A 20,546-nucleotide genomic window follows, 5' to 3' on the forward strand; every position below is an offset into this window, starting at 1 on the left:
GCGCGATGATCGAACCCGGCGCAACGATCGGCGTCCTCGGCGGCGGGCAGCTCGGCCGCATGTTGAGCATCGCCGCGGCCCAGCTCGGCTATCGCTGCCACATCTATGCGCCCGAGGAAGCGCCGCCCGCCGCCGATGTTTCGGCCGCGGTGACACAGGGCGACTATGGCGACGGCGATGCGCTGCGCCGCTTCGCCGCCCAGGTCGACGTCGTCACATATGAGTTCGAGAATATCGAGACCGGGCCGGTCCTGGAACTTGCCGAGGTGGTGACGGTGCGCCCGTCGATCGGCGCCCTTCAGGTGGCGCAGGACCGGCTGAGCGAGAAGGATTTCGTGAGCGGGCTGGGCGGAAGGCCGGCGCCCTACCGGGCCGTGTCCAGCCGCGCGGAGCTGGACGAGGCTCTGGGCGAGATCGGCACGCCCGCGATCCTCAAGACGCGGCGGTTCGGCTATGACGGCAAGGGTCAGGCGCGCATCATGTCGCGCGCCGATGCCGACGCCGCCTGGGCCGCGACCGGCGGTCAGCCCGCCATGCTTGAGGGCTTCGTCAGCTTTGAGCGGGAGTTTTCGATCCTCCTCGCCCGGAGCGTCGACGGGCAGGTGGTGATCTGGGACGCGCCCGACAATGAGCACAAGTCGGGCATTCTGGATCGCAGCACCGTGCCCGCCGGTCCGCTGATCCGTGCGCAGGCTGCCGAAGCGGGCGAGCTTGCCCGCGCGGTCGCCGCGGCGCTCGATTATGTGGGCGTGCTGACGCTTGAGTTCTTCGCGTCGGAGAACGGGCCGGTGTTCAATGAAATGGCCCCGCGCGTTCACAATTCCGGCCATTGGACCATCGAGGGCGCGCGCACCAGCCAGTTCGAGAATCATATCCGCGCGGTTTGCGGCCTGCCGCTGGGGGCGGTCGATCTCGTCGCCGCACGGGTGGAGATGGTGAACCTGATCGGCGGCGACGTGCACGACTGGCTGACGACACTGGCCGATCCCAACGCCCATCTGCATCTTTACGGCAAGGGCGAGGCGCGCCCCGGCCGCAAGATGGGCCATGTGACCCGGCTGGAGTTCTGAGCAGAGGCTACTCCGCCTTCATCACTTCCACCGGGAGGCCGAGCGGCTGGAGCTGCGGGCCGACCTTCGCCGCATCGCCGACGATCACCCAGATCAGGTCGTTGGGACGGATATATCGCCGGGCGGCCGCATCCAGATCGGCCGCGTCCATCGCGCGGTAACGGTCGGCCAGCGTTTCGTAATAGTCGTCGGGCCGCTCGAAGGTGGCATTGCGGGCGATCGCACCGAGAAGCTGGGAGGATGTCTCGAAGCTGCCGGGCAGCGACCGCACTTGATTGTTGATGGTGCGGCCCAGTTCCTCGGCCGTCACTCCGCTCTTGGTGAGAAAGTCCTGCATCCCGCCGATCAGCGCCTTCACCGAATCCCCGGTGCGGTCGGTCTGGACCGGCGCGAACAGCAGGAACGGGACCGTTTCCCTCACCAGCCGCACCTGCGTGCCGACTCCATAGGACCAGCCCTTCGCCTCGCGCAGGTCCATGTTGAGCCGCGAGACGAAGCTGCCGCCAAGCACTTCATTGGCGGTGATGAGCGTCAGCGGATCGTCCGTTCCCTCCACCCCCAGCGTCTGGCCGGCGAGGATCAGCGATTGCGGTCCGGGCCTGTCGATCACCACGATCCGCGCGGGGCGCGCCATCCGATCCATGCGGAACAGCTTGGCGGGCTTTGCGCCGGCAGGCGATCGCCAGTCGCCGAACTGCGCCTCCAGCAGCGGCGTCAGCTCCGCCAGCGTAGTGTCGCCCACCGCGAATATGGTCGCGTTGTCGGGCCGCAGCCAATGGCGGTGATGCGCCGCCAGATCGTCGCGCGTCACGGCGGTCACGCCTTGCTCGTCGCCGGTGCCGGTGAAGGGAATGCCATAGGGATGCGCTTTGCCGTAAAGCAGCGGCGGCAGTTCGCGCAGCGCCAGACCCGATGGCTGGGTCTTTTCCGAGCGGATCTTCGTCAGCATCTGGCCGCGCACCCGCTCCACCTCTCCCGCCGCGAAGGCGGGGTTGCGGACGATGTCGGCGAACAGCGCGAGCGAGGGCGCGAGATTGGGCTTCAGGGCGAACAGCGAAACATCGGTGCGGTCCATGCTTGCCTCGGGCGTGATGACCGCGCCCAGCCGCTCCTGCTCTTCGGCGATGTCGATGGAGCTGCGGGTCCGCGTGCCTTCGTCCATCAGCGCAAGCATCATCGCATGGGTGCCGAGCTTCGCCTTGTCGTCGGCCGCATATCCGGCGTCGAACGACATGGAGAGGCGCACCGTCGGCACGGTCGCGCGCCGCGCGAAGACGACTTCCATCCCGTTGGAGAGTTTCGTCCGTTCCACGTCCGGCCATTCCAGATCGTCCACCGGCTTTACATCGGGCGCTTTGCGCTTCGTCACCGCCGCTGTCTGTGGAGCCGCCTTTTCGGCGGCGGGCACCGGCTTTACATCGGGATCGGCGTAATAGCGCGGCCTGACGCCCGTGTTGCGCGCCGCCGCGACGTCATCGGGCTCGCGCTCGCCGGGTTCCACCATCAAGCGATAGGCCGGGCGCGTCAGCCATTTCGCGGCGGCCGCCTTCACCGAAGCAGGCGTCGCCGCCGCATATCGGGCGAGCTGCCGCTTGTAGAATTCCGGATCGTTCGCATAGATCGCGCCTTCGGCCAGCGCGACGGCCTTGCCCCCGAACCCTCCGACCTTTTCCAGCCCCGCGATGCGGCTTGCGACCTGACCCGTGGCGACGCGGCGCACCTCGTCGGCCGTCGGGCCTTCCTTCAGCAGCTTTTCGATCTGGCGATCGAGCGCCCGGCCCGCCACGGCCGGATCGACGCCCGGCTTCACATCGGCATAGACCTCCACCAGCCCGACCTTCTCGAACGCCTGAAGCCCGGCCGACACGGCGACCGCGAGCTGCTGTTTCTTCACCAGCTCATTATCGAGCCGGGAAGACGCCAGCCCGCCCAGAACGGACGTCGCCACGTCCAGATTCACCGCATCCGGGTCGTTCAGGCCGGGGACCGTCCACATCCGGTAGATGCGGGTGGTGGCGACCTTGTCCTTCATCACCTCTTCGACCGGCGCGGACAGCGTCGGCACGGGGGCGGTTACGGGCGGCTGCTCCGGCCCGCGCGGAATATCCCCGAAATATTTCTCCACCAGCGGGCGCGCGGCCTCGGCATCGATGTCGCCCGCCAGCACCAGCACGGCGTTGTTGGGGCCGTAATGGGCGCGGAACCAGCTCCTCACATCCTCAAGGCTGGCGGCGTCCAGATCGGCCATGGAGCCGATGGTGGAATGACGATAGGGGTGGCCTTCGGGGAAAAGCGCCGCAAGCTGCGCATATTCGACAAGGCCGAACGGCTGGTTGTCGCCCTGCCGCTTCTCGTTCTGGACGACGTTGCGCTGGTTATCGAGCTTTTCCTTCGTCACCGCGCCCAGCAAATGGCCCATACGGTCGGATTCGAGGAACAGCGCCAGCTCCAGCGCGCCGGTCGGCACCGTCTCGAAATAATTGGTGCGATCGAACCAGGTGGTGCCGTTGAAATCGGTCGCGCCCGCGTTTTCCAGCGGCACGAAGAACTCCCCGTCCGCGTTTTCCGAGCCGTTGAACATCAGATGCTCGAACAGATGGGCAAAGCCGGTCTTGCCCTTCGGCTCGTTCTTCGATCCCACATGATACCAGATGGACACCGCGACCACCGGGGCCTTGCGGTCCGTCGAGACGATCACCCGCAGGCCGTTGTCCAGCGTGAACTGCTGATATGGAATGTCGACGGTCTTGACCAGCTCGGCGACTGGCGCAACCTTCTGCGATGGTGCGGCGGGCAGTGGCGATGAAAGCGGCAGAAAGCCAAGGACGATGCCGATTCCAAGATTACGCAACCAGTTGGCCACCATGCCGGGTCCTTTCGCAGAGGTGGCGCGGACCATAGCCGCCCCGACCGGCGTCGTCACCCGGCATCGGACGAACGGCGCCTGCTTGACTGAACCAGGAGAGGCTGACCGGCGTTTGATGTCTGCTGGTTCAATACCGCCGCCGAAGCTCTTGTGTTGCAAAAAGGCAACACCATATCGGCCCTGTTCCACGAGGGGATCGCATTATGAACCTTGAGAAATTCACCGATCGGGCCAAGGGCTTTCTGCAGGCCGCGCAGACCGTCGCCATCCGCATGAACCATCAGCGGATCGGGCCGGAGCATCTGCTGAAGGCGCTGCTGGAAGACGATCAGGGCATGGCGTCGGGCCTTATCCGCGCGGGCGGCGGCAATGTGGAGGCGGCCGTGCGCGCGACCGACGCCGCGCTGGCAAAGATACCACAGGTGTCCGGCGGCGGCGCGAACCAGCCGCCCGGCCTCGACAACGACAGCGTGCGCGTGCTCGATTCGGCCGAACAGATCGCCCAGAAATCGGGCGACAGCTTCGTCACGGTGGAACGGCTGCTGCTGGCGCTGACGCTTGCCACCACCACTCCGGCCGGCAAGGCGCTGGCCGACGCAGGCGTGAAGGCCGAGGGGCTGAACGCCGCGATCAACCAGATCCGCCAGGGCCGCAGCGCCGACACCGCGACCGCCGAGGACCGCTATGACGCATTGAAGAAGTTCGCCCGCGACCTGACCCAGGCGGCGCGGGACGGCAAGCTGGACCCGGTGATCGGCCGCGACGAGGAAATCCGCCGCACCATCCAGGTGCTTGCCCGTCGCACCAAGAACAATCCGGTGCTGATCGGCGAGCCCGGCGTCGGCAAGACCGCGATAGCCGAGGGCCTTGCGCTGCGCATCGCCAACGGCGACGTGCCCGACACCTTGAAGGACCGCAAGCTGATGGCGCTCGACATGGGCAGCCTCATCGCGGGCGCGAAATATCGCGGCGAGTTCGAGGAGCGGCTGAAGGGCGTGCTCGACGAGGTGAAGGCCGGCGAAGGCGACATCATCCTCTTCATCGACGAGATGCACACGCTGGTGGGCGCGGGCAAGACCGAAGGCGCGATGGATGCCTCCAACCTGTTGAAACCGGCGCTTGCGCGGGGCGAACTGCACTGCATCGGCGCGACGACGCTGGATGAATATCGCAAGCATGTGGAAAAGGACGCGGCGCTGGAGCGGCGCTTCCAGCCCGTGTTCGTGGGCGAGCCGACGGTGGAGGACACCATCTCCATCCTGCGCGGCCTGAAGGAAAAATACGAGCTGCACCACGGCGTGCGCATCACCGACGGCGCGATCGTGGCGGCGGCGACGCTTTCCAACCGCTATATCTCCGACCGCTTCCTGCCCGACAAGGCGATCGACCTGATGGACGAGGCCGCAAGCCGCCTGCGCATGGAGGTGGAATCGAAGCCCGAAGAGATCGAGAATCTGGACCGGCGGATCATCCAGCTCAAGATCGAGCGCGAGGCGCTGAAAAAGGAAACCGACGCCGCGTCCAAGGACCGGTTGCAGGCGCTGGAGCGCGAGCTTGCCCAGCTTGAGCAGCAGTCGGCCGAACTGACCCAGCGGTGGATGGCCGAAAAGGACAAGATCCAGGCGGAAGCGAAGCTGAAGGAACAGCTCGACGCGGCGCGGCTGGAGCTTGAGCAGGCGCAGCGCCGGGGCGATCTCGGCCGTGCCGGAGAGCTGAGCTACGGCGTGATCCCCGGGCTTGAGAAGCAGCTTGCCGACGCGCAGGCCGAAAGCGCGGGCGCGATGCTACGCGAGGAAGTGACGTCCGAGGACATCGCCTCGGTCGTCTCGCGCTGGACCGGCATTCCAGTCGACAAGATGCTGGAGGGCGAGCGCGAGAAGCTGCTCCAGATGGAGGAGGAAATCGGCAAGCGCGTGATCGGCCAGTCCGATGCCGTGAAAGCCGTGTCCGCCGCCGTCCGCCGTGCCCGCGCGGGGCTGCAGGACCCGAACCGGCCGCTCGGCAGCTTCCTCTTCCTTGGCCCCACCGGCGTCGGCAAGACGGAGCTGACCAAGGCGCTGGCCGCATTCCTGTTCGACGACCCCGCGGCGATGGTCCGCATCGACATGTCGGAGTTTATGGAAAAGCATTCGGTCTCGCGGCTCATCGGCGCGCCTCCGGGCTATGTCGGCTATGAGGAAGGCGGCGTGCTGACCGAGGCGGTGCGGCGCAGGCCCTATCAGGTCGTGCTGTTCGACGAGGTGGAAAAGGCCCACAGCGACGTGTTCAACGTGCTGCTGCAGGTGCTGGACGACGGCCGCCTCACCGATGGGCAGGGACGGACGGTGGATTTCACCAACACGCTCATCATCCTGACATCGAACCTCGGCAGCCAGTTCATCGCAGCGCTGCGCGACGACCAGTCCGTCGAGGAGGCCGAGCCGCAGGTGATGGAGATGGTGCGGGCGCATTTCAGGCCCGAGTTCCTGAACCGGCTGGACGAGATCATTCTCTTCCACCGGCTGGGGCAGCAGCACATGGGCGCGATCGTCGACATCCAGGTCGAGCGCGTGCAGGCGCTTCTGAAGGACCGCAAGATCAGGCTGGAGTTGACGGAAGGCGCGCGCAACTGGCTGGGCCGGGTGGGTTATGATCCGGTCTATGGCGCGCGTCCGCTGAAGCGCGCGATCCAGAAGCATCTGCAGGATCCGCTGGCCGATATGCTGCTGCGCGGAGCCGCGCCGGACGGATCGCTGATCCGCGTCGAGGAAGGCGACGGCGAACTGCTGCTCTCGGTCACCGGCTCATCGGGCGCGGCCGAGGCGGCCTAGCGCCATAAACAAGGGGCGGGATGTCTCCCGCCCCTATCGGTCCTCCTCGCTTTCTCAGAAGCTGACGGTCGCCCCGACGAAGAAGGCGCGGCCCAGCGGATCATAGGTCGCCGGATAGGTGTTGCCGCTGTTCTCGGTCGTGCCGCCATAGTCGTTGCCGACCACGGGCGGCTGCTTGTCGAACAGGTTGTTGATGCCGCCGCGCAGCGAGAAGCGCTCGGTCACGTCATAGCTGCCCGCCAGGTCGAAATAGTTATAGGCCTTGATCTTCGGGACCACGAAGTCCGCAGGGTCGGCCGTGCCGAAGCCGACCGTGTCGTTGGTCAGCTTGCCGATATACTGCCAGCGAAGCTGGAGCGTGAGCGGGCCGTTGTTCCAGGTGGTGGTCTGCGTCCAGCGCCATTTCGGATCGGGCCTGAGGCAGATCTTGCCGACCAGCCCGACGCATTCGTTGGTCGGCAGCAGGCTTGCGAACTGGAGATCGGTCTTGAGCTGGCGTGTCGCCGCGAAGGCCAGCCCCAGACTGCCCGCCGCGCCGATGTCGAAGCGGTACTGCAAGCCAATGTCGATGCCTTGCGAGCGCAGCTGGCCGATGTTGCGGCGGCTGACGTCGACGCCCACCGTCGTATCGCCATTAAGCCGGCCGGTCGGGCTTCGCGCGATGAGCGAGCAGAAGGTGCCGGAGGCGTCCTGTTCAATGCCATAGCAGATGTCCAGAACCGACTGTTCCGGTATCTGCAGGATCGCGTCCTTAACCTTGATGTCGAAGAAATCGACGGTCGCCGTGAAGCCGGGCAGCGCCCGCGGCTGGATCACCGCGCCGATCGTCCAGGTGGTCGATTTTTCGGGCACGAGATCGGGGTTGCCGCCGATGAAGTTGTTGATCTGTCCGGCGATCGGGCCGCCGACCGAACCGATCTGCGCGGCAGGCACGCCCGTGTCGATGCAGAGCTGGGTCAACGCCGGATTGCCGACGGGATTGGAATCGGCGCATGGGTCGAAGGTCGCATCGCCGGTTGAAGGCGTCTGGGGCTGGCCAATTTCGTTGATGTTGGGCGCGCGCACGGACCGCTGATACATCACCCGGACCCGAAGATCGTTGACCGGCTTCCAGTCGCCACCCAGCTTCCAGCTCCAGTTGGAATAGCTGTTGCCAACGCCCAGCGTCTTCACCTTGTTCTTGTAGTCGGCATAGCGGACGCCGCCTTCAAGGTTCAGTTCCTGGACGAAGGACATGTCCGAGACGAGCGGAAGCTTCAGTTCGGCATAGGCTTCCTTCACGTCATATTGCGCATCGATCGGAGTCGATCCGCCAAAGCCGATGCTGTTGCCAGCGATCAGATTGGCGTCCGGCCGGGCCTTGGATGTTTCCTTGCGGTATTCCACGCCCACCACGAAAGCGCCCGGCGTCGCTGCCATCGGCACGGTGAACGGCAGGTCGCCGGTCACGAAGCCGCCCGTCACGAACTGCGAGGTGCTGTCGTCCTGGTGCAGGTCCAGCCGGATGAACTCCGCCGCTTCCTCGCTCAAATTGCCCGGCCCGAAGATGTTGGCCGGAACGCAGCCGCCGCTCGGATCGACGCAGGCCCCTCCGGGGGTGACCTGAACCGCCTGGAACAGACGGTCATAGGCGACGTCGTTGACGAAATCCTGCGTGCGCTTCGTCTTGGCGTATTGCGCGAACACCTCCCAGCGCAAGGTGCCGGAGAATTCGCCGCGCAGCCCGCCGACGACCTGCCAGGCCTTGTTCTCATAGATGGAATCACGCGTTCCAAGCTCGGTCAGGCGGCGGCCCAGCGCGGCGGAGACGATGCCGTCCCCCGCCTCGTTTGCAGGCGTTGCCGGATCGTCCAGGTCAAAGCCCGCAAAGACCCCGCGCGCCTGTGCACTCAGGAACGGATTGTCCAGATAGTTGATGTCGAACGGGAAGAAGAAGGTGCCGGTCGGTGCGACGATGGTCGTGACCTTGCTCTTCGCCCATGACCCGCGCCCGTAGAACTCCAGACTGTCGCTGATCTCGTAATTGGCAAGGACGGTCGCGGTCCATTGCTCGTTCGGTGCCTGGAGGAGATTATAGGGGTTGAAGTTGAACGGCTCGAACGCGCCCGGGTTCGCCCCAAGGTCGATCAGATTGCCTCCAGCGTCGAACTGATAGCCGTCCGGTCCGAGATCGACGAAGCCCGGCGCATTGGTGAAGCTGCCGCCGGGGCTGAAATCGGCCGCGGCCAGCGCATCGAATGAATAACCCCTCGCGCCCTGATAGACGGCTTGCTCCTTGCGATAGGTGCCGTTGATGGTGATGTTGCCCCGCCCTTCGGCAAAGTTCGCGCCCGCAGTCAGGCTGAGCGCGGTCTTTTGTCCGTCGCCCCTCGTCGTCAGGCCGTATTGGGCATCGGCCTCTATCCCCTCGAAATCCTTGCGCATGATGAAGTTGACGACGCCCGAAATGGCGTCGGACCCATAGACGGCCGAAGCGCCGCCGGTCACCACTTCGACCCGCTCGATCAGCGCGGGCGGGATCATGTTGAGGTCGACGACGCCGTTCGAATCATAAGGAACGAAGCGCTTGCCGTCGACCAGCACCAGCGTGCGCTCCTCGCCGAGGTTGCGAAGGTCGACCGTGGCCGCGCCCTCATTGCCGTTGTTGGTGGCGCTGCCCCAGGCTGCGACCGCCTGCGGAATGTCGCGCAGATAATCCTCGACGCCGGACGTGCCGGAAAGCTTGATCGATTCCTGCGTCACAACCGAAACGGGGCTGGCGGCCTGAAGATCGGGCCGCGCAATGCGGGAGCCGGTCACGATGATGACATCTTCGGCCGACGCCATCGGAAGCACTGGCGCCTCTGATGGCGTCGTCTCCTGCGCGGCGGCAGGCGATGCAAGGGCGGCCGCCAGGGCGAACGCCGACAACACTGATCCACCGCGCAAAGCTGCGCGGCATACGCTGTCTGACTTGGTGCTCACTGTTACGTTTCCTTGAACAAGAGTTGCGCGTTCGCGGCCTCTCGATCATTCCCGGCCAGCGGGGTTGGCCGCTGAACGCTTTCCAACGGCGGGCGTCCCCGGCCATCGGGCATGAACAAATCGTGCGGAGTCGTAACGCCACTGTAAAGCAGCCGTTCACCCGCGGTTCATGCTTTCAGCGGCGATGTATCTTATTTGCAACAGTGTAAATAGTGTGCGAGCGGCCTTGTCCCGAGGACCGCTGTTCGCCTCGTGGCAGGCACATGAACGCCGTACGGCAAACGGGGCCGCGGCATTTCAACCTTTCAGAAAAACGTTTGTTCCGGTGTCGGCCGGTCAGCCCGTCAGCCGTCATCGCCCCGGCGGGAGGCGCCGGGCATCGTTCCGGCCACAAGCTCCGGGTCGAGACGCTGGTCAAGCCAGTTCACCGCCCAGTGCAGATGAGGCCCGGTGGAGCGGCCGGTGGTGCCCACCGTGCCGATCCGCTGGCCCCGGCGCACCCGTTCGCCGCGCCGCACGTCCACGCGCGACAGATGCAGATAGGCCGTGTTCACCCCCATGCCGTGATCGATGATCACCAGATTGCCCTCAAGGCTGAATTGCGGAGGGCTGGCAAGCGCCACCACACCATCCGCCGGAGCGACGATGGGCGTACCGCTCGGCACGGCGATGTCCACTCCGTAATGCGGATTGCGGGGCACACCGCCAAGGACACGCTGTGATCCGTACACGCCGGACATCCTCCCGATCACCGGCCAGATCCATCGCTGCTGCCAGCCGTCGCTTGCGTTTCTCTGCGCGCGCGCCTCCACGATCCGGGCGCGCTCTGCCTTCCTCAGCCGCTCATATTCGGGGCTTGGCTGCGACCGGCCCGGCAATCCGGGGATGCTCTGCACATCATATCGGCGCTGCGCGATCCTGATCCTTGCGATCAGGCGCGATCCGTCGGCCATGCGCGCCTCAACGGTAGAACGCTCCTGCGCATCGCGGTTGAAGCCAAGCGCGAACCGGCGGTTGGGCGCAAGCATCACCTGCCGCCCGTCGAGCGTCACCGATATGGCGTCGGGCGGCGCTTGCCCGATCGCATAGCCGCCCTGGGCGAGCGCCCCCTGAAAGGCAAAGGCGTTGTCGTCCACCCGCTCCAGCGGACGGATGGCGACCGGCGGCGGGAGAGGTGTGGGCGGCGGAGGCGGAACCGAAGGCGGCGCGCACCCTGCGACGGCCGCCACAAGGATCAGCGACAGCCGACCCGGCGGTTTCAGGATATGCCGGACTCCCGCTTCGCAGACGCTTCGGCAGACGCATAGGCCTCCTGCCGCTCCGCGCTCCAGTAGCGCAACCGATCGAGCGGAATCTGCTGGCCCGTCACCGCGCACAGCACATAATCCCCCGCCGACAGGACGCGGAAGGAACTGGAGAGATAATGGAGCCGGGCCTGCCGGCCTCCGTTCGACATCAGCATTTGAAAGAACCTCAAAGCAGCTTGGGTTGGCTCGACGACGCGGCGGCCGCCTTTTTGGGAGACGGCGCGCGCGGCGCGGATTCATCTGACCCTATCGTAGCATCGACGCCGCCGTCCGCAAATTGCAGAGATACGCGCCGCGCCGCTCGGGCGCCCGCCGCGCTGGTGACGACATGACCCGAAGTATCGGTCACCAAAGCATAGCCCCGGCGCAGAACCCCCTTGGGATTGAGGCTTTCGGCCACCCGCCACAGCCTTTCCAGCTGGCTCCCGGCTTCCTTCAGCCGCCGGTCCAGAAGCTGGGGCCGCAGCCGTGCGCCCACTGCATCCAGCGAGGCGCTTGCCCGCTGCGCACGGACTGCGAGCGCGCGGGGCAGGCGTTCCCCGATGTCATCGGCCCGCTGACGGGCAAGCCCCAGCAGCGCGCGCGGTGTCGGCAGGCGGCGGCCAAGCCCTTCCACCCGCTCCCGCCGCGACTCCAGCACCCGTTGGGCGCAGCGTTCCGCCCTGAGCGAAAGCTGGCGGACGGCGGTGATCAGATCGGCGCGGACCGGCACCGCCATTTCGGCGGCGGCGGTGGGCGTAGGCGCGCGGACATCGGCGGCGAAATCGCACAATGTCGTGTCCGTCTCATGTCCCACCGCCGAGATGGTGGGAATGCCGCTTTCGGCGACCGCCCGCACGACGATCTCCTCGTTGAAGGCCCAGAGATCCTCGATCGATCCGCCGCCCCGCGCCACGATCAGCAGATCTGGCCGATCCACGCCCGAGATGGCGTTGAAGCCCCTCACCGCCGCCGCCACCTGGGCGGCCGCCGTCTCGCCCTGCACCAGCACCGGCCAGACGATCACCCGGCGCGGGAAGCGATCTTCCAGCCGGTGCAATATGTCGCGGATCACCGCACCCGTCGGCGACGTCACGACGCCGATCACTTCGGGCAGGAACGGCAGCGGGCGCTTGCGGGCAGGGTCGAACAGTCCTTCGGCCAGCAGCTTCCTGCGCCGTTGCTCCAGCAGCGCCATCAGCGCGCCCGCGCCCGCGATCTCCAGCCTTTCGATGACGATCTGGTATTTCGACCGGCCGGGATAGGTGGTGAGCTTGCCGGTGGCGATCACCTCAAGCCCGTCCTCGGGCGCAAAGCGCAGCGATTGCAGCACGCCTTTCCACATCACCCCGTCAAGCACGGCGTTGTCGTCCTTCAGGCACAGATAGCCGTGCCCCGACGCCGCCCGTTTCCATCCGGAAATCTCGCCCCGCACGCGGACATGGCCGAAACGGTCCTCCACCGTGCGCTTCAGCGCGTTCGACAGTTCGGATACGGAAAGGGCGGGCGAATTGCCTGAAGCACCTTCCTCGGCTACCAGCCGGGCATTCTCCTCGTTAAGGGTCGGATCATTGGGCACTGAAGTCATGAACGTCCTGCTTGTGGGCTCCGGCGGCCGGGAACATGCGCTGGCGTGGAAGCTGGCGCAATCGCCGCGTCTGGGCAAGCTCTGGGCCGCGCCCGGCAACGCCGGTATCGCAAACCATGGCGAATGTGTCGCCCTCAATGTGGCCGATCACGGCGAGGTCATTGCATTTTGCCGCGAGAACGAGATCGACCTGGTGGTGATCGGCCCGGAGCAGCCGCTGGTCGAAGGCTTGGCCAATGCTCTCGCGCAGGCGGGGATCAAGGCGTTCGGCCCATCGGCAAAGGCCGCGCAGCTTGAAGGATCGAAAGGCTTCACCAAGGATCTGTGCGCCCGCGCCGGCATCCCGACCGCCGCCTACGCGCGGTTCGACGATGCGAAGGCAGCGCGCGCCTATCTCGCGACGCAACCGGTGCCGGTCGTCATCAAGGCCGATGGCCTGGCCGCGGGCAAGGGCGTGGTGATCGCCACCACCCGCGAGGAGGCGGACGCCGCGGTCGACATGATGTTCGACGGCGGCTTTGGCGCGGCAGGCGCCGAAGTGGTGATCGAGGCCTTTCTGGAAGGCGAGGAAGCGAGCTTTTTCGCAATAACCGATGGCGAGACGGTGCTGCCCTTCGGTTCGGCGCAGGACCACAAGCGCGTGGGCGAGGGCGACACCGGCCCCAACACCGGCGGCATGGGCGCCTATTCGCCCGCGCGGGTGCTGACTCCCGCGCTTGAGGCGCAGGTGATGGCGGACATCGTCCTGCCGACGGTGAAGGCGATGGCGACGGAGGGAACGCCCTATCGCGGCGTGCTGTACGCAGGGCTGATGCTGACGGCGGACGGCCCCCAGCTTATCGAATACAACGCCCGCTTCGGCGACCCCGAATGCCAGGTGCTGATGATGCGGCTGGAAAGCGACCTTGTGGAACTGATCGACGCCGCCTGCTCCGGCAGGCTCGGCGAGATCGAACCGAAATGGCGGGACGAGGCGGCGCTGACCGTGGTGATGGCGGCGCAAGGCTATCCGGGGACACCCACCAAGGGCACGGTGATAGAAGGACTGGATGCGGCCGCCGGGACGGGAGCCATGGTCTTTCACGCCGGCACTGCCCGCGATGCCGAAGGGCGGATCATCGCCAACGGCGGCCGCGTACTCAACGTCACCGCGCTGGGGGCGACGGTGGGAGAGGCGCAGGCAGCCGCCTATCGTGCCGTCGACAGCATCCGCTGGCCCGGCGGCTTCTGCCGGCGCGACATCGGCTGGCGGGAAGTTGCAAGGGAAGGCGGATAACGTTTACCCATTGCAGCGGGACAGGGAGAAGGACAAGCCGCCAATGTCGAACCGCCTTCCGGTGATGCTGCTCGACCGATTGCTCAAGCGCCTGATACGGGAAGGCGAGCTTGTCACCACCTGGCCGGACGGTTCAACGACGCGTTACGGAAGCCCCACACCCGGCCGCGCCCCGGTTGCGATCACCATAGCCTCGCCCACCGCCGCCCGTCGGATCGCAACCAACCCCATGCTTGCTGCGGGCGAGGAGTTCATGTCGGGCGGCCTTCGGGTGCCCGATGACGACATCCTGCCGCTGCTCGATCTCGTCTCGCACAACATGCGCTGGGAATGGGGCAACAGGGCGCGCATGCTCCTGTCCAGCGGCCAGCGCTGGCTGTCGGGCCTGACCCAGCTGAACGACGCGGTGCGATCCAAGAAGAACGTCGCCCATCATTACGACCTGTCGGACCGGCTCTATGATCTTTTCCTCGACGCCGACCGCCAGTACAGCTGCGCCTATTTCACCGATCGGGACAACAGCCTTGAACAGGCGCAGACGGACAAGAAAGCCCATATCGCCGCCAAGCTGTGTCTGAAGCCGGGACAGAGGGTGCTCGACATCGGCTGCGGCTGGGGCGGGCTTGCGCTCTACCTCAACCGCGTCGCCGATGTGGACGTGCTGGGCATCACCCTGTCGGAGGAGCAGTTCGCCGTGGCCCAGCGCCGCGCCGCCGAGGCGGGCGTTTCCGACCGGGTGAAGTTCCAGCTTGTCGATTATCGCGCCCTCGCCGGGCAGTTCGACCGCATCGTCTCGGTCGGCATGTTCGAGCATGTCGGGCTGCCCAACTACCGCCGCTTCTGCGAGGTGGTACGCGACCGCATGACCGATGACGGAGTCGCGCTGCTCCACACCATCGGGCGCGCGGACGGGCCGGGCGTGACCGACCCCTGGACGCGCAAATACATCTTCCCCGGCGGCTATTCGCCCGCACTGTCCGAGGTGTTGCCCGCAATCGAGCAAAGCTGGCTGTGGGTGACTGACGTGGAGGTGCTCCGCCTCCATTACGCCTATACGATCGAGCATTGGTATGCCCGCGCGCGCGCCGCGCGGGACAGGATCGTCGCGCTATACGACGAACGCTTCTACCGGATGTGGACCTTCTATCTGGCAGGTGCGATCACGGCCTTCCGCAACGACGGGCACTGCAATTTCCAGATACAGCTTGCCCGCAAACGCGATTCCGTGCCCCTGACGCGCGACTATATCGCCGGGGCGGAAGCGCAGTACCGGGCGAAGGGGTAGGTCGAGAATTACCCCGATCCCGTCATGCCGAGACAAGTTCGGGATGACGAAATCGGGCCGGTTTGGTGATCAGGCCGCGGGCTTGGCCGCGGCCTTGTCTTTCACTCGCTACGCATCTTATCCCAAGCGGCCTTGCGCTCTTCAGGCGTCACCGTGCCGTCCTTGTTGGCGTCGGCCTTGCCGAACATTTCCAGCGGCTTGGCGGTGAATTCCGCCTTCGTCACTTTGCCGTCGCTGTTCGCGTCAAGCTTCGCGAACATGTCGCCTCGCATCTCGCCATGACCCATGTGGTGGCCGCGCATTATCTTGCGGTCGCCGCGCTTGCCATCGCCCCATTTTTCAGCGCGCGCCGCGTGTGCGGCGTCGAATTCGGCCTTGCTGATCTGGCCGTCCTTGTCGGTATCCATCGCCGTGAAGCGTTCGTTATGGCGTTCCGCACGCTTGGCGGCCCATTCCTTCTTCATCGCCTCGCGATGGGCGTCGCTTTCGGCCTTGGTGATCGCGCCATCCTTGTTCGTGTCGATCTTGGCGAACTTCTCGTCCAGCTTCTGCTGAAGCTGGGCGCGGGTCATCGGCTGGTCCTTGCCATGGCCATGATGCTCGGCAATTGCCATTCCCGGAACCGCAAGCACGCCGGCGGCCGCGGCCAGCAAGAGAATCTTCTTCATCCATCGTCTCCCGTGGTTGCCAGCCTTCCGGCCGACGCTGATTCGTTGAATAGACGGAATATCCTGTATCGCGCTTGAACAAGCGGTTGTGCAATGGCAAGGCGCGGCGCAATTCGTGCTGGATTCGGGGAGCAAGCGATGGCTGCGGGTTCGATCAACAAGGTGGTGCTGGCCTTTTCGGGCGGTCTGGACACCAGCGTCATCCTGAAATGGCTGCAGCAGACCTATGGTTGCGAGGTCGTGACCTTCACCGCCGACCTCGGCCAGGGGGAGGAGCTGGAACCTGCCCGGAAGAAGGCGGAGCTGATGGGCGTCCGGCAGATCTTCATCGACGATCTGCGCGAAGAATTCACCCGCGATTATGTTTTCCCGATGATGCGCGCCAATGCGCTGTACGAGGGGCTGTACCTGCTCGGCACCTCCATCGCGCGGCCGCTGATCGCCAAGCGCCAGATCGAGATCGCGCGCGAGGTGGGCGCCGACGCCGTCTCCCATGGCGCGACCGGCAAGGGCAACGACCAGGTGCGGTTCGAGCTTGGCTATTACGGCCTCAACCCCGACATCAAGGTGATCGCCCCCTGGCGCGAGTGGGATCTGACCAGCCGCACCGCGCTGATCGCCTTTGCCGAACAGCACCAGATTCCGGTGCCGAAGGACAAGCGCGGCGAAAGCCCCTTTTCGACGGACGCAAACCTTCTCCACACCTCGTCGGAAGGCAAGGTGCTGGAAGACCCGTGGGAAGAAGTGCCCGACTATGTCTATTCGCGCACGGTGAACCCCGAGGATGCGCCCGACCAGCCGGAATACATCACCATTGATTTCGAGCGCGGCGATGCGGTGGCCGTCAACGGCGAGGGCCTGTCGCCCGCAAGCCTGCTCGCGAGGCTGAACGACCTTGGCCGCGCGCATGGCATCGGCCGTCTGGACCTGGTGGAAAACCGCTTCGTCGGCATGAAATCGCGCGGCATGTACGAGACGCCGGGCGGGACCATCCTCCACACCGCGCACCGCGCTGTCGAGCAGCTCACGCTGGACCGGGGCGCGGCGCATCTGAAGGACGAGCTTGCCCCCCGCTATGCCGAGCTTGTCTACAACGGATTCTGGTTCAGCCCCGAGCGCGAGATGCTGCAGGCGGCGATCGACCACAGCCAGCAACAAGTGACGGGCACCGTCCGGCTGAAGCTCTACAAGGGCAGCGCCTGGGTGGTGGGCCGCAAATCGCCCAACAGCCTCTATTCGGAAAAGGTCGTGACGTTCGAGGACGACGCGGGCGCATATGACCAGCGTGACGCCGAGGGCTTCATCAAGCTCAACGCGCTGCGCCTGCGCCTGCTGGGCCGCCGCGAAGGGCTGTGAGGGGGCGGGTGGCAACCGCGATCTTCAACTGAACAAGTAGCAGCAGGACCATTATCGCTGGCCCCACGACCATGTAAGTGCGGCCCGGACCAAGAAGCAACGGCAGCAAGAACCCCGCAGTCAATCCCAGCTTTTCCATTGTGCTGTAGGAATAGTCCTGCCGAGCAGCGAAAAGAAGCGCCGCCGCCGAGACCACGGTCATGTCATAATTGAAGGCATAAGGCAGAGCGAGAAAGACTGCACTGGCAGCAATCAGGCCAATATCTGTGGTTTTGACGCCCCGGTGGCTCGCAAACAAGACAACGAGAATGGCAAGGGCAGCGCTTGCTGCCTGGACAGCATTGATCAGAGGTTCCGGAACATTCATCCGGAGCAGGCTGGCCGTAACGGTCGGCATCATACTGTGGAAGGCCGCCACTCCTCTGGTCAGCAGTTCCGCGTGGAAGCTCAAAGTGTGCAGCAAGTACACTGACCAACTGTTGAGGCCGAACATCGCACTGCTCACCAAGAAAAGCCCGCCGAGGGTCAGAATTGCATAAATGATTGCGGTCCAACGACGTTGAACCAGCAACACAAGAGCGATCAATATACCGAGGTGCGGCTTTATGGTCATCAGACCAAACATAATTCCAGCGGCCCGAGGCCGGTCATCCAACAGCCGCCAGCCTGCAAGCGCCAGCGCCCCGACGAGCAGACCATAGTGGCCAGCCCAAATGCAAACGAACGCGGCAGGGTTGCATAGCGCCAACAGGGTGGGCAGGCCTAGAGCATTGAAGTACGACCGAGCCGCGCAATAGAATGCGCCAATTCCTGCCAAAGTCCACACCACGAGCGCCAGCCAATAGGGCATGGGCGCAAAAAGCATTGCGATCGGCAGTGTGGAAGGCGGATAGGAATAGGCGTATACGTCTCTGATATTGAGCCTGTTCTCCAGAAACTGTCGATAGGCATCTATGTCGTAGACAATGGATGGTTGATTAATCCAGGCCAGCTTTCCGCCAATCCAGACATTGACAAAATCTCGGCCGATTACCGCATGCGGTCCAATCCGCACCCCCTCCAATCGGAAAAGATCGGCAGTCACCAGAACGGCGAAGCTGGCACATGTAAATAAGATCCAGACCCGTGCGAACGGAGCAAAGCCCGGCAATAATCTTTCGAGCCGGACCGACATGTTCATTCAGTTCGAAACTTTTCTCATGCGCTTAAACGCTGGCCGAAGACGTGGCGGATGAACCGCGTCGGGAAAGACACTTTCAACCCATGTGGGCGGGCAACTAGAAGCAACTGCCCACCCAGCATCAGCGCCAGCACGACAGGGCCGATCACGACGTCCTGCTGGCCCAGCCAGGGCAGCGCCAGCGGCAGGACGAAGCCGATGGCCAGCACCGTCTGCAGGCCAAGGCGGGTCCAGAAGCCTTCCCATTCCGATGCGCGGGCAAGGAACACCAGCGCCGCCAACGACACCACCGTCATGTCATAGTTGAAGGCGTAGGGCACCACCAGGAACACGGCCGTGGATGCGATGAGGCCAAGGTCCAGCGTGTCCACGCGCCTGCGGAACGCCTCGATCACCACGGCCACCGCGATCAGGGCGCTGACCGCCTGCCAGAACTTGGCCGTCGTTTCCGAATAGCCCAGCAGCAGGATCGCGGCGGATGTGGTCGGCATCATGTGATGGAACGACCGAGTCACCTCGCCCGTGAAAAGATCGGCCTGGAACAGCAGCGTCTTCAACACATAGACGGGCCACAATCCGAAGCCGAACAGGCTGCCCGACACCAGCGCCAGCGCGCCTGTCGCCGCCGCCGCCCAGCCGATCGCAGCCCAGTCCCTGCGCAGCAAAAGCACCAGCGCCACAAGCACGCCCAGATGCGGCTTGATCGTCATGATGCCGAAGATGATCCCGGCGCGCCTGGGATGCGTATCCAGCCACCGCCAGCCGTAAAGCGCCAGCGCCCCCACCAGAAAGCCGTAATGGCCCGCCCATATATTGACGAGGCTGCCCGGCAGGATCAGCGCGACCAGAATCGGCAGGCGCACCCGCGACAGATAGGGCCGCGCGGCATGGCAGAACAAAGCCGCGCCAACTGCCGTCCACAGCGCCAGCGCCACCGGATAGGAGAAAAGGCTGAACGGCACGGCCAGCAACAGCGTGTGCGGCGGATAGGAATAGGCGTAGATGCCGCCAAGCTCCATCGCCTTGCGCAGGACGAACCGATAGGCGGGCACGTCATAGATGACGCCGAGATCGCCCAGCCGCGCGAGCAGGCCGCCCGTCCACACATTCACGAAATCGCGGCCGATCAGCACCTGTCGCGAGACGTGGAGTCCGGTCAGCCGCTCCAGGTCGAAAAGGTAGAGCCGCCGGGCGAAGTAGAAGGCCGTGGCCCAGGCCGCCAGCCCGAGGAGGCCGAAGGTGGGAAGGCGGGCGCTGATCTGGGCGCGCACCCAGAGCAGGCCCAACAGGAGCCCGCGCCAGACCGTCCAGCCCTCATGTCCGCGCTCAAGATCCATATGCCCCCAACCACCAATATGGCGTCGACCCGGCGGCCTCAGCCATGCGCCTCACCGGGCAGCGGCAACGCCATAATGCATCGGCGGCGGAATATACAGAGGTGGGTCATTCATCCAGTGGGATGAACGGCGGCCGCGGGATGAGGCTTTGCGCCTCGCGCAGCTTTTCGCCCCAGGAACGGGACAATTCCGTGAAATAGGGATCGCCCCGCTCAATGCGGAAGGGCTGCGCCTCCTGCCCCTCTCCGTTCCTGAGCGTCACCATGTCTATCGGAAGGCCCACCGCCAGATTGGACCGCATGGTCGAATCGAACGAGATCAGGCCGATCTTCACCGCCTCATTGAGCGGCGTGCCGTAATCGAGCGAGCGGTCGAGGATCGGCTTGCCATATTTGAACTCGCCGATCTGCAGATAGGGTGTATCCGGCTGACATTCGATCGCGTTGCCCGCGTCATAGATCATGTAGAGGCGCAGCGCCTCGCCGCCGACGCGGCCGCCCAGCAGCATGGTCGCGCCAAAGGCTATGCCTTCATCGGCATGGAGGCCGCTCGTCACCTCGTCACGGGTCTCGCGCAATATCCGCCCGACGAGCTGCACCGCGCGAAATACCGACGGCACCGTCCACAGCGTTTCATGCTCGCCGGTCTCGGGGTTCAATATGCCCTCTTCCAGCTTTGAAAGGGTAGACTGGGTGACCGAAAGATTGCCCGCAGTCGCGATCGCGATGAAGCGGTCGTCACCCTCATATATATGCAGCTTGCGATAGACCGAGATGTTGTCCACGCCCGCATTGGTGCGGGTGTCGGCCATCATCACCAACCCCGCTTCTATCAGCATCCCCACGCAATAGGTCATGTTC

Annotated in this window: 14 protein-coding genes; 5 read left to right on the forward strand and 9 right to left on the reverse strand. The window is 65.0% G+C overall.

The features are described from left to right. The first annotated feature begins 5 nt into the window (after positions 1-5). Positions 6-1,070, forward strand: a complete 1,065-nt coding sequence (locus tag BSL82_RS12240) for a 5-(carboxyamino)imidazole ribonucleotide synthase (RefSeq protein WP_237267705.1) — start codon at positions 6-8, stop codon at positions 1,068-1,070. Positions 1,071-1,077: 7 nt separating this feature from the next. Here the strand turns inward: BSL82_RS12240 and BSL82_RS12245 are convergent, their stop codons facing one another. Next, positions 1,078-3,936, reverse strand: a complete 2,859-nt coding sequence (locus tag BSL82_RS12245) for a M16 family metallopeptidase (RefSeq protein WP_072597772.1) — start codon at positions 3,934-3,936, stop codon at positions 1,078-1,080. Positions 3,937-4,139: 203 nt separating this feature from the next. Here BSL82_RS12245 and clpB point away from each other — a divergent pair, with 203 nt between their 5' ends. Beyond that, the gene (clpB, locus tag BSL82_RS12250; protein WP_072597773.1) at positions 4,140-6,746 is read left to right on the forward strand and encodes an ATP-dependent chaperone ClpB; all 2,607 of its coding nucleotides are present in this window, start codon (positions 4,140-4,142) and stop codon (positions 6,744-6,746) included. Between the two features lie 54 nt (positions 6,747-6,800). Here the strand turns inward: clpB and BSL82_RS12255 are convergent, their stop codons facing one another. The 4 genes from BSL82_RS12255 to xseA all read right to left on the reverse strand — a co-directional run bounded on the left by BSL82_RS12255 (position 6,801) and on the right by xseA (position 12,584). Next, on the reverse strand, positions 6,801-9,656 hold the full coding sequence (locus tag BSL82_RS12255) for a TonB-dependent receptor (RefSeq protein ID WP_083579199.1): 2,856 nt from the start codon (positions 9,654-9,656) through the stop codon (positions 6,801-6,803). Between the two features lie 398 nt (positions 9,657-10,054). Further along, positions 10,055-10,939, reverse strand: coding sequence for a M23 family metallopeptidase (locus BSL82_RS12260; RefSeq protein WP_226998456.1), 885 nt, complete (start codon positions 10,937-10,939; stop codon positions 10,055-10,057). A gap of 29 nt (positions 10,940-10,968) precedes the next feature. Then, positions 10,969-11,172, reverse strand: coding sequence for a DUF2093 domain-containing protein (locus BSL82_RS12265; RefSeq protein ID WP_072597775.1), 204 nt, complete (start codon positions 11,170-11,172; stop codon positions 10,969-10,971). Positions 11,173-11,183: 11 nt separating this feature from the next. Continuing rightward, on the reverse strand, positions 11,184-12,584 hold the full coding sequence (gene xseA / locus BSL82_RS12270; protein WP_083579200.1) for an exodeoxyribonuclease VII large subunit: 1,401 nt from the start codon (positions 12,582-12,584) through the stop codon (positions 11,184-11,186). Here xseA and purD point away from each other — a divergent pair. Together purD and BSL82_RS12280 are read left to right on the forward strand one after the other, a co-directional pair. Next, the gene (purD, locus tag BSL82_RS12275; RefSeq protein ID WP_072597776.1) at positions 12,583-13,860 is read left to right on the forward strand and encodes a phosphoribosylamine--glycine ligase; all 1,278 of its coding nucleotides are present in this window, start codon (positions 12,583-12,585) and stop codon (positions 13,858-13,860) included. The genes xseA and purD overlap by 2 nt on opposite strands. 61 nt (positions 13,861-13,921) lie before the next feature. Continuing rightward, complete coding sequence (locus BSL82_RS12280; RefSeq protein ID WP_072598766.1) at positions 13,922-15,145, forward strand: SAM-dependent methyltransferase; 1,224 nt, start codon at positions 13,922-13,924, stop codon at positions 15,143-15,145. Positions 15,146-15,246: 101 nt separating this feature from the next. Here the strand turns inward: BSL82_RS12280 and BSL82_RS12285 are convergent, their stop codons facing one another. Beyond that, positions 15,247-15,813, reverse strand: a complete 567-nt coding sequence (locus BSL82_RS12285) for an EF-hand domain-containing protein (protein WP_072597777.1) — start codon at positions 15,811-15,813, stop codon at positions 15,247-15,249. Positions 15,814-15,951: 138 nt separating this feature from the next. Here BSL82_RS12285 and BSL82_RS12290 point away from each other — a divergent pair, with 138 nt between their 5' ends. After that, positions 15,952-17,169 carry an argininosuccinate synthase gene (locus BSL82_RS12290; RefSeq protein WP_072597778.1) on the forward strand — a complete coding sequence of 406 codons (1,218 nt, stop codon included), beginning with the start codon at positions 15,952-15,954 and terminating at the stop codon, positions 17,167-17,169. Here BSL82_RS12290 and BSL82_RS12295 read toward each other — a convergent pair. The 3 genes from BSL82_RS12295 to BSL82_RS12305 form a co-directional block, all read right to left on the reverse strand. Further along, a complete protein-coding gene (locus BSL82_RS12295; protein WP_072597779.1) occupies positions 17,123-18,349 on the reverse strand; it encodes a glycosyltransferase family 87 protein in 1,227 nt (408 codons plus the stop codon). The two genes, BSL82_RS12290 and BSL82_RS12295, sit on opposite strands and share 47 nt — an antisense overlap. 17 nt (positions 18,350-18,366) lie before the next feature. Next, a complete protein-coding gene (locus BSL82_RS12300) occupies positions 18,367-19,686 on the reverse strand; it encodes a glycosyltransferase family 87 protein (RefSeq protein WP_072597780.1) in 1,320 nt (439 codons plus the stop codon). Between the two features lie 106 nt (positions 19,687-19,792). Beyond that, the gene (locus BSL82_RS12305) at positions 19,793-20,542 is read right to left on the reverse strand and encodes a proteasome-type protease (RefSeq protein ID WP_072597781.1); all 750 of its coding nucleotides are present in this window, start codon (positions 20,540-20,542) and stop codon (positions 19,793-19,795) included. Positions 20,543-20,546: the final 4 nt, after the last annotated feature.

Origin of the sequence: Tardibacter chloracetimidivorans, from assembly GCF_001890385.1 — a bacterium.
Lineage (GTDB): Bacteria > Pseudomonadota > Alphaproteobacteria > Sphingomonadales > Sphingomonadaceae > Tardibacter > Tardibacter chloracetimidivorans.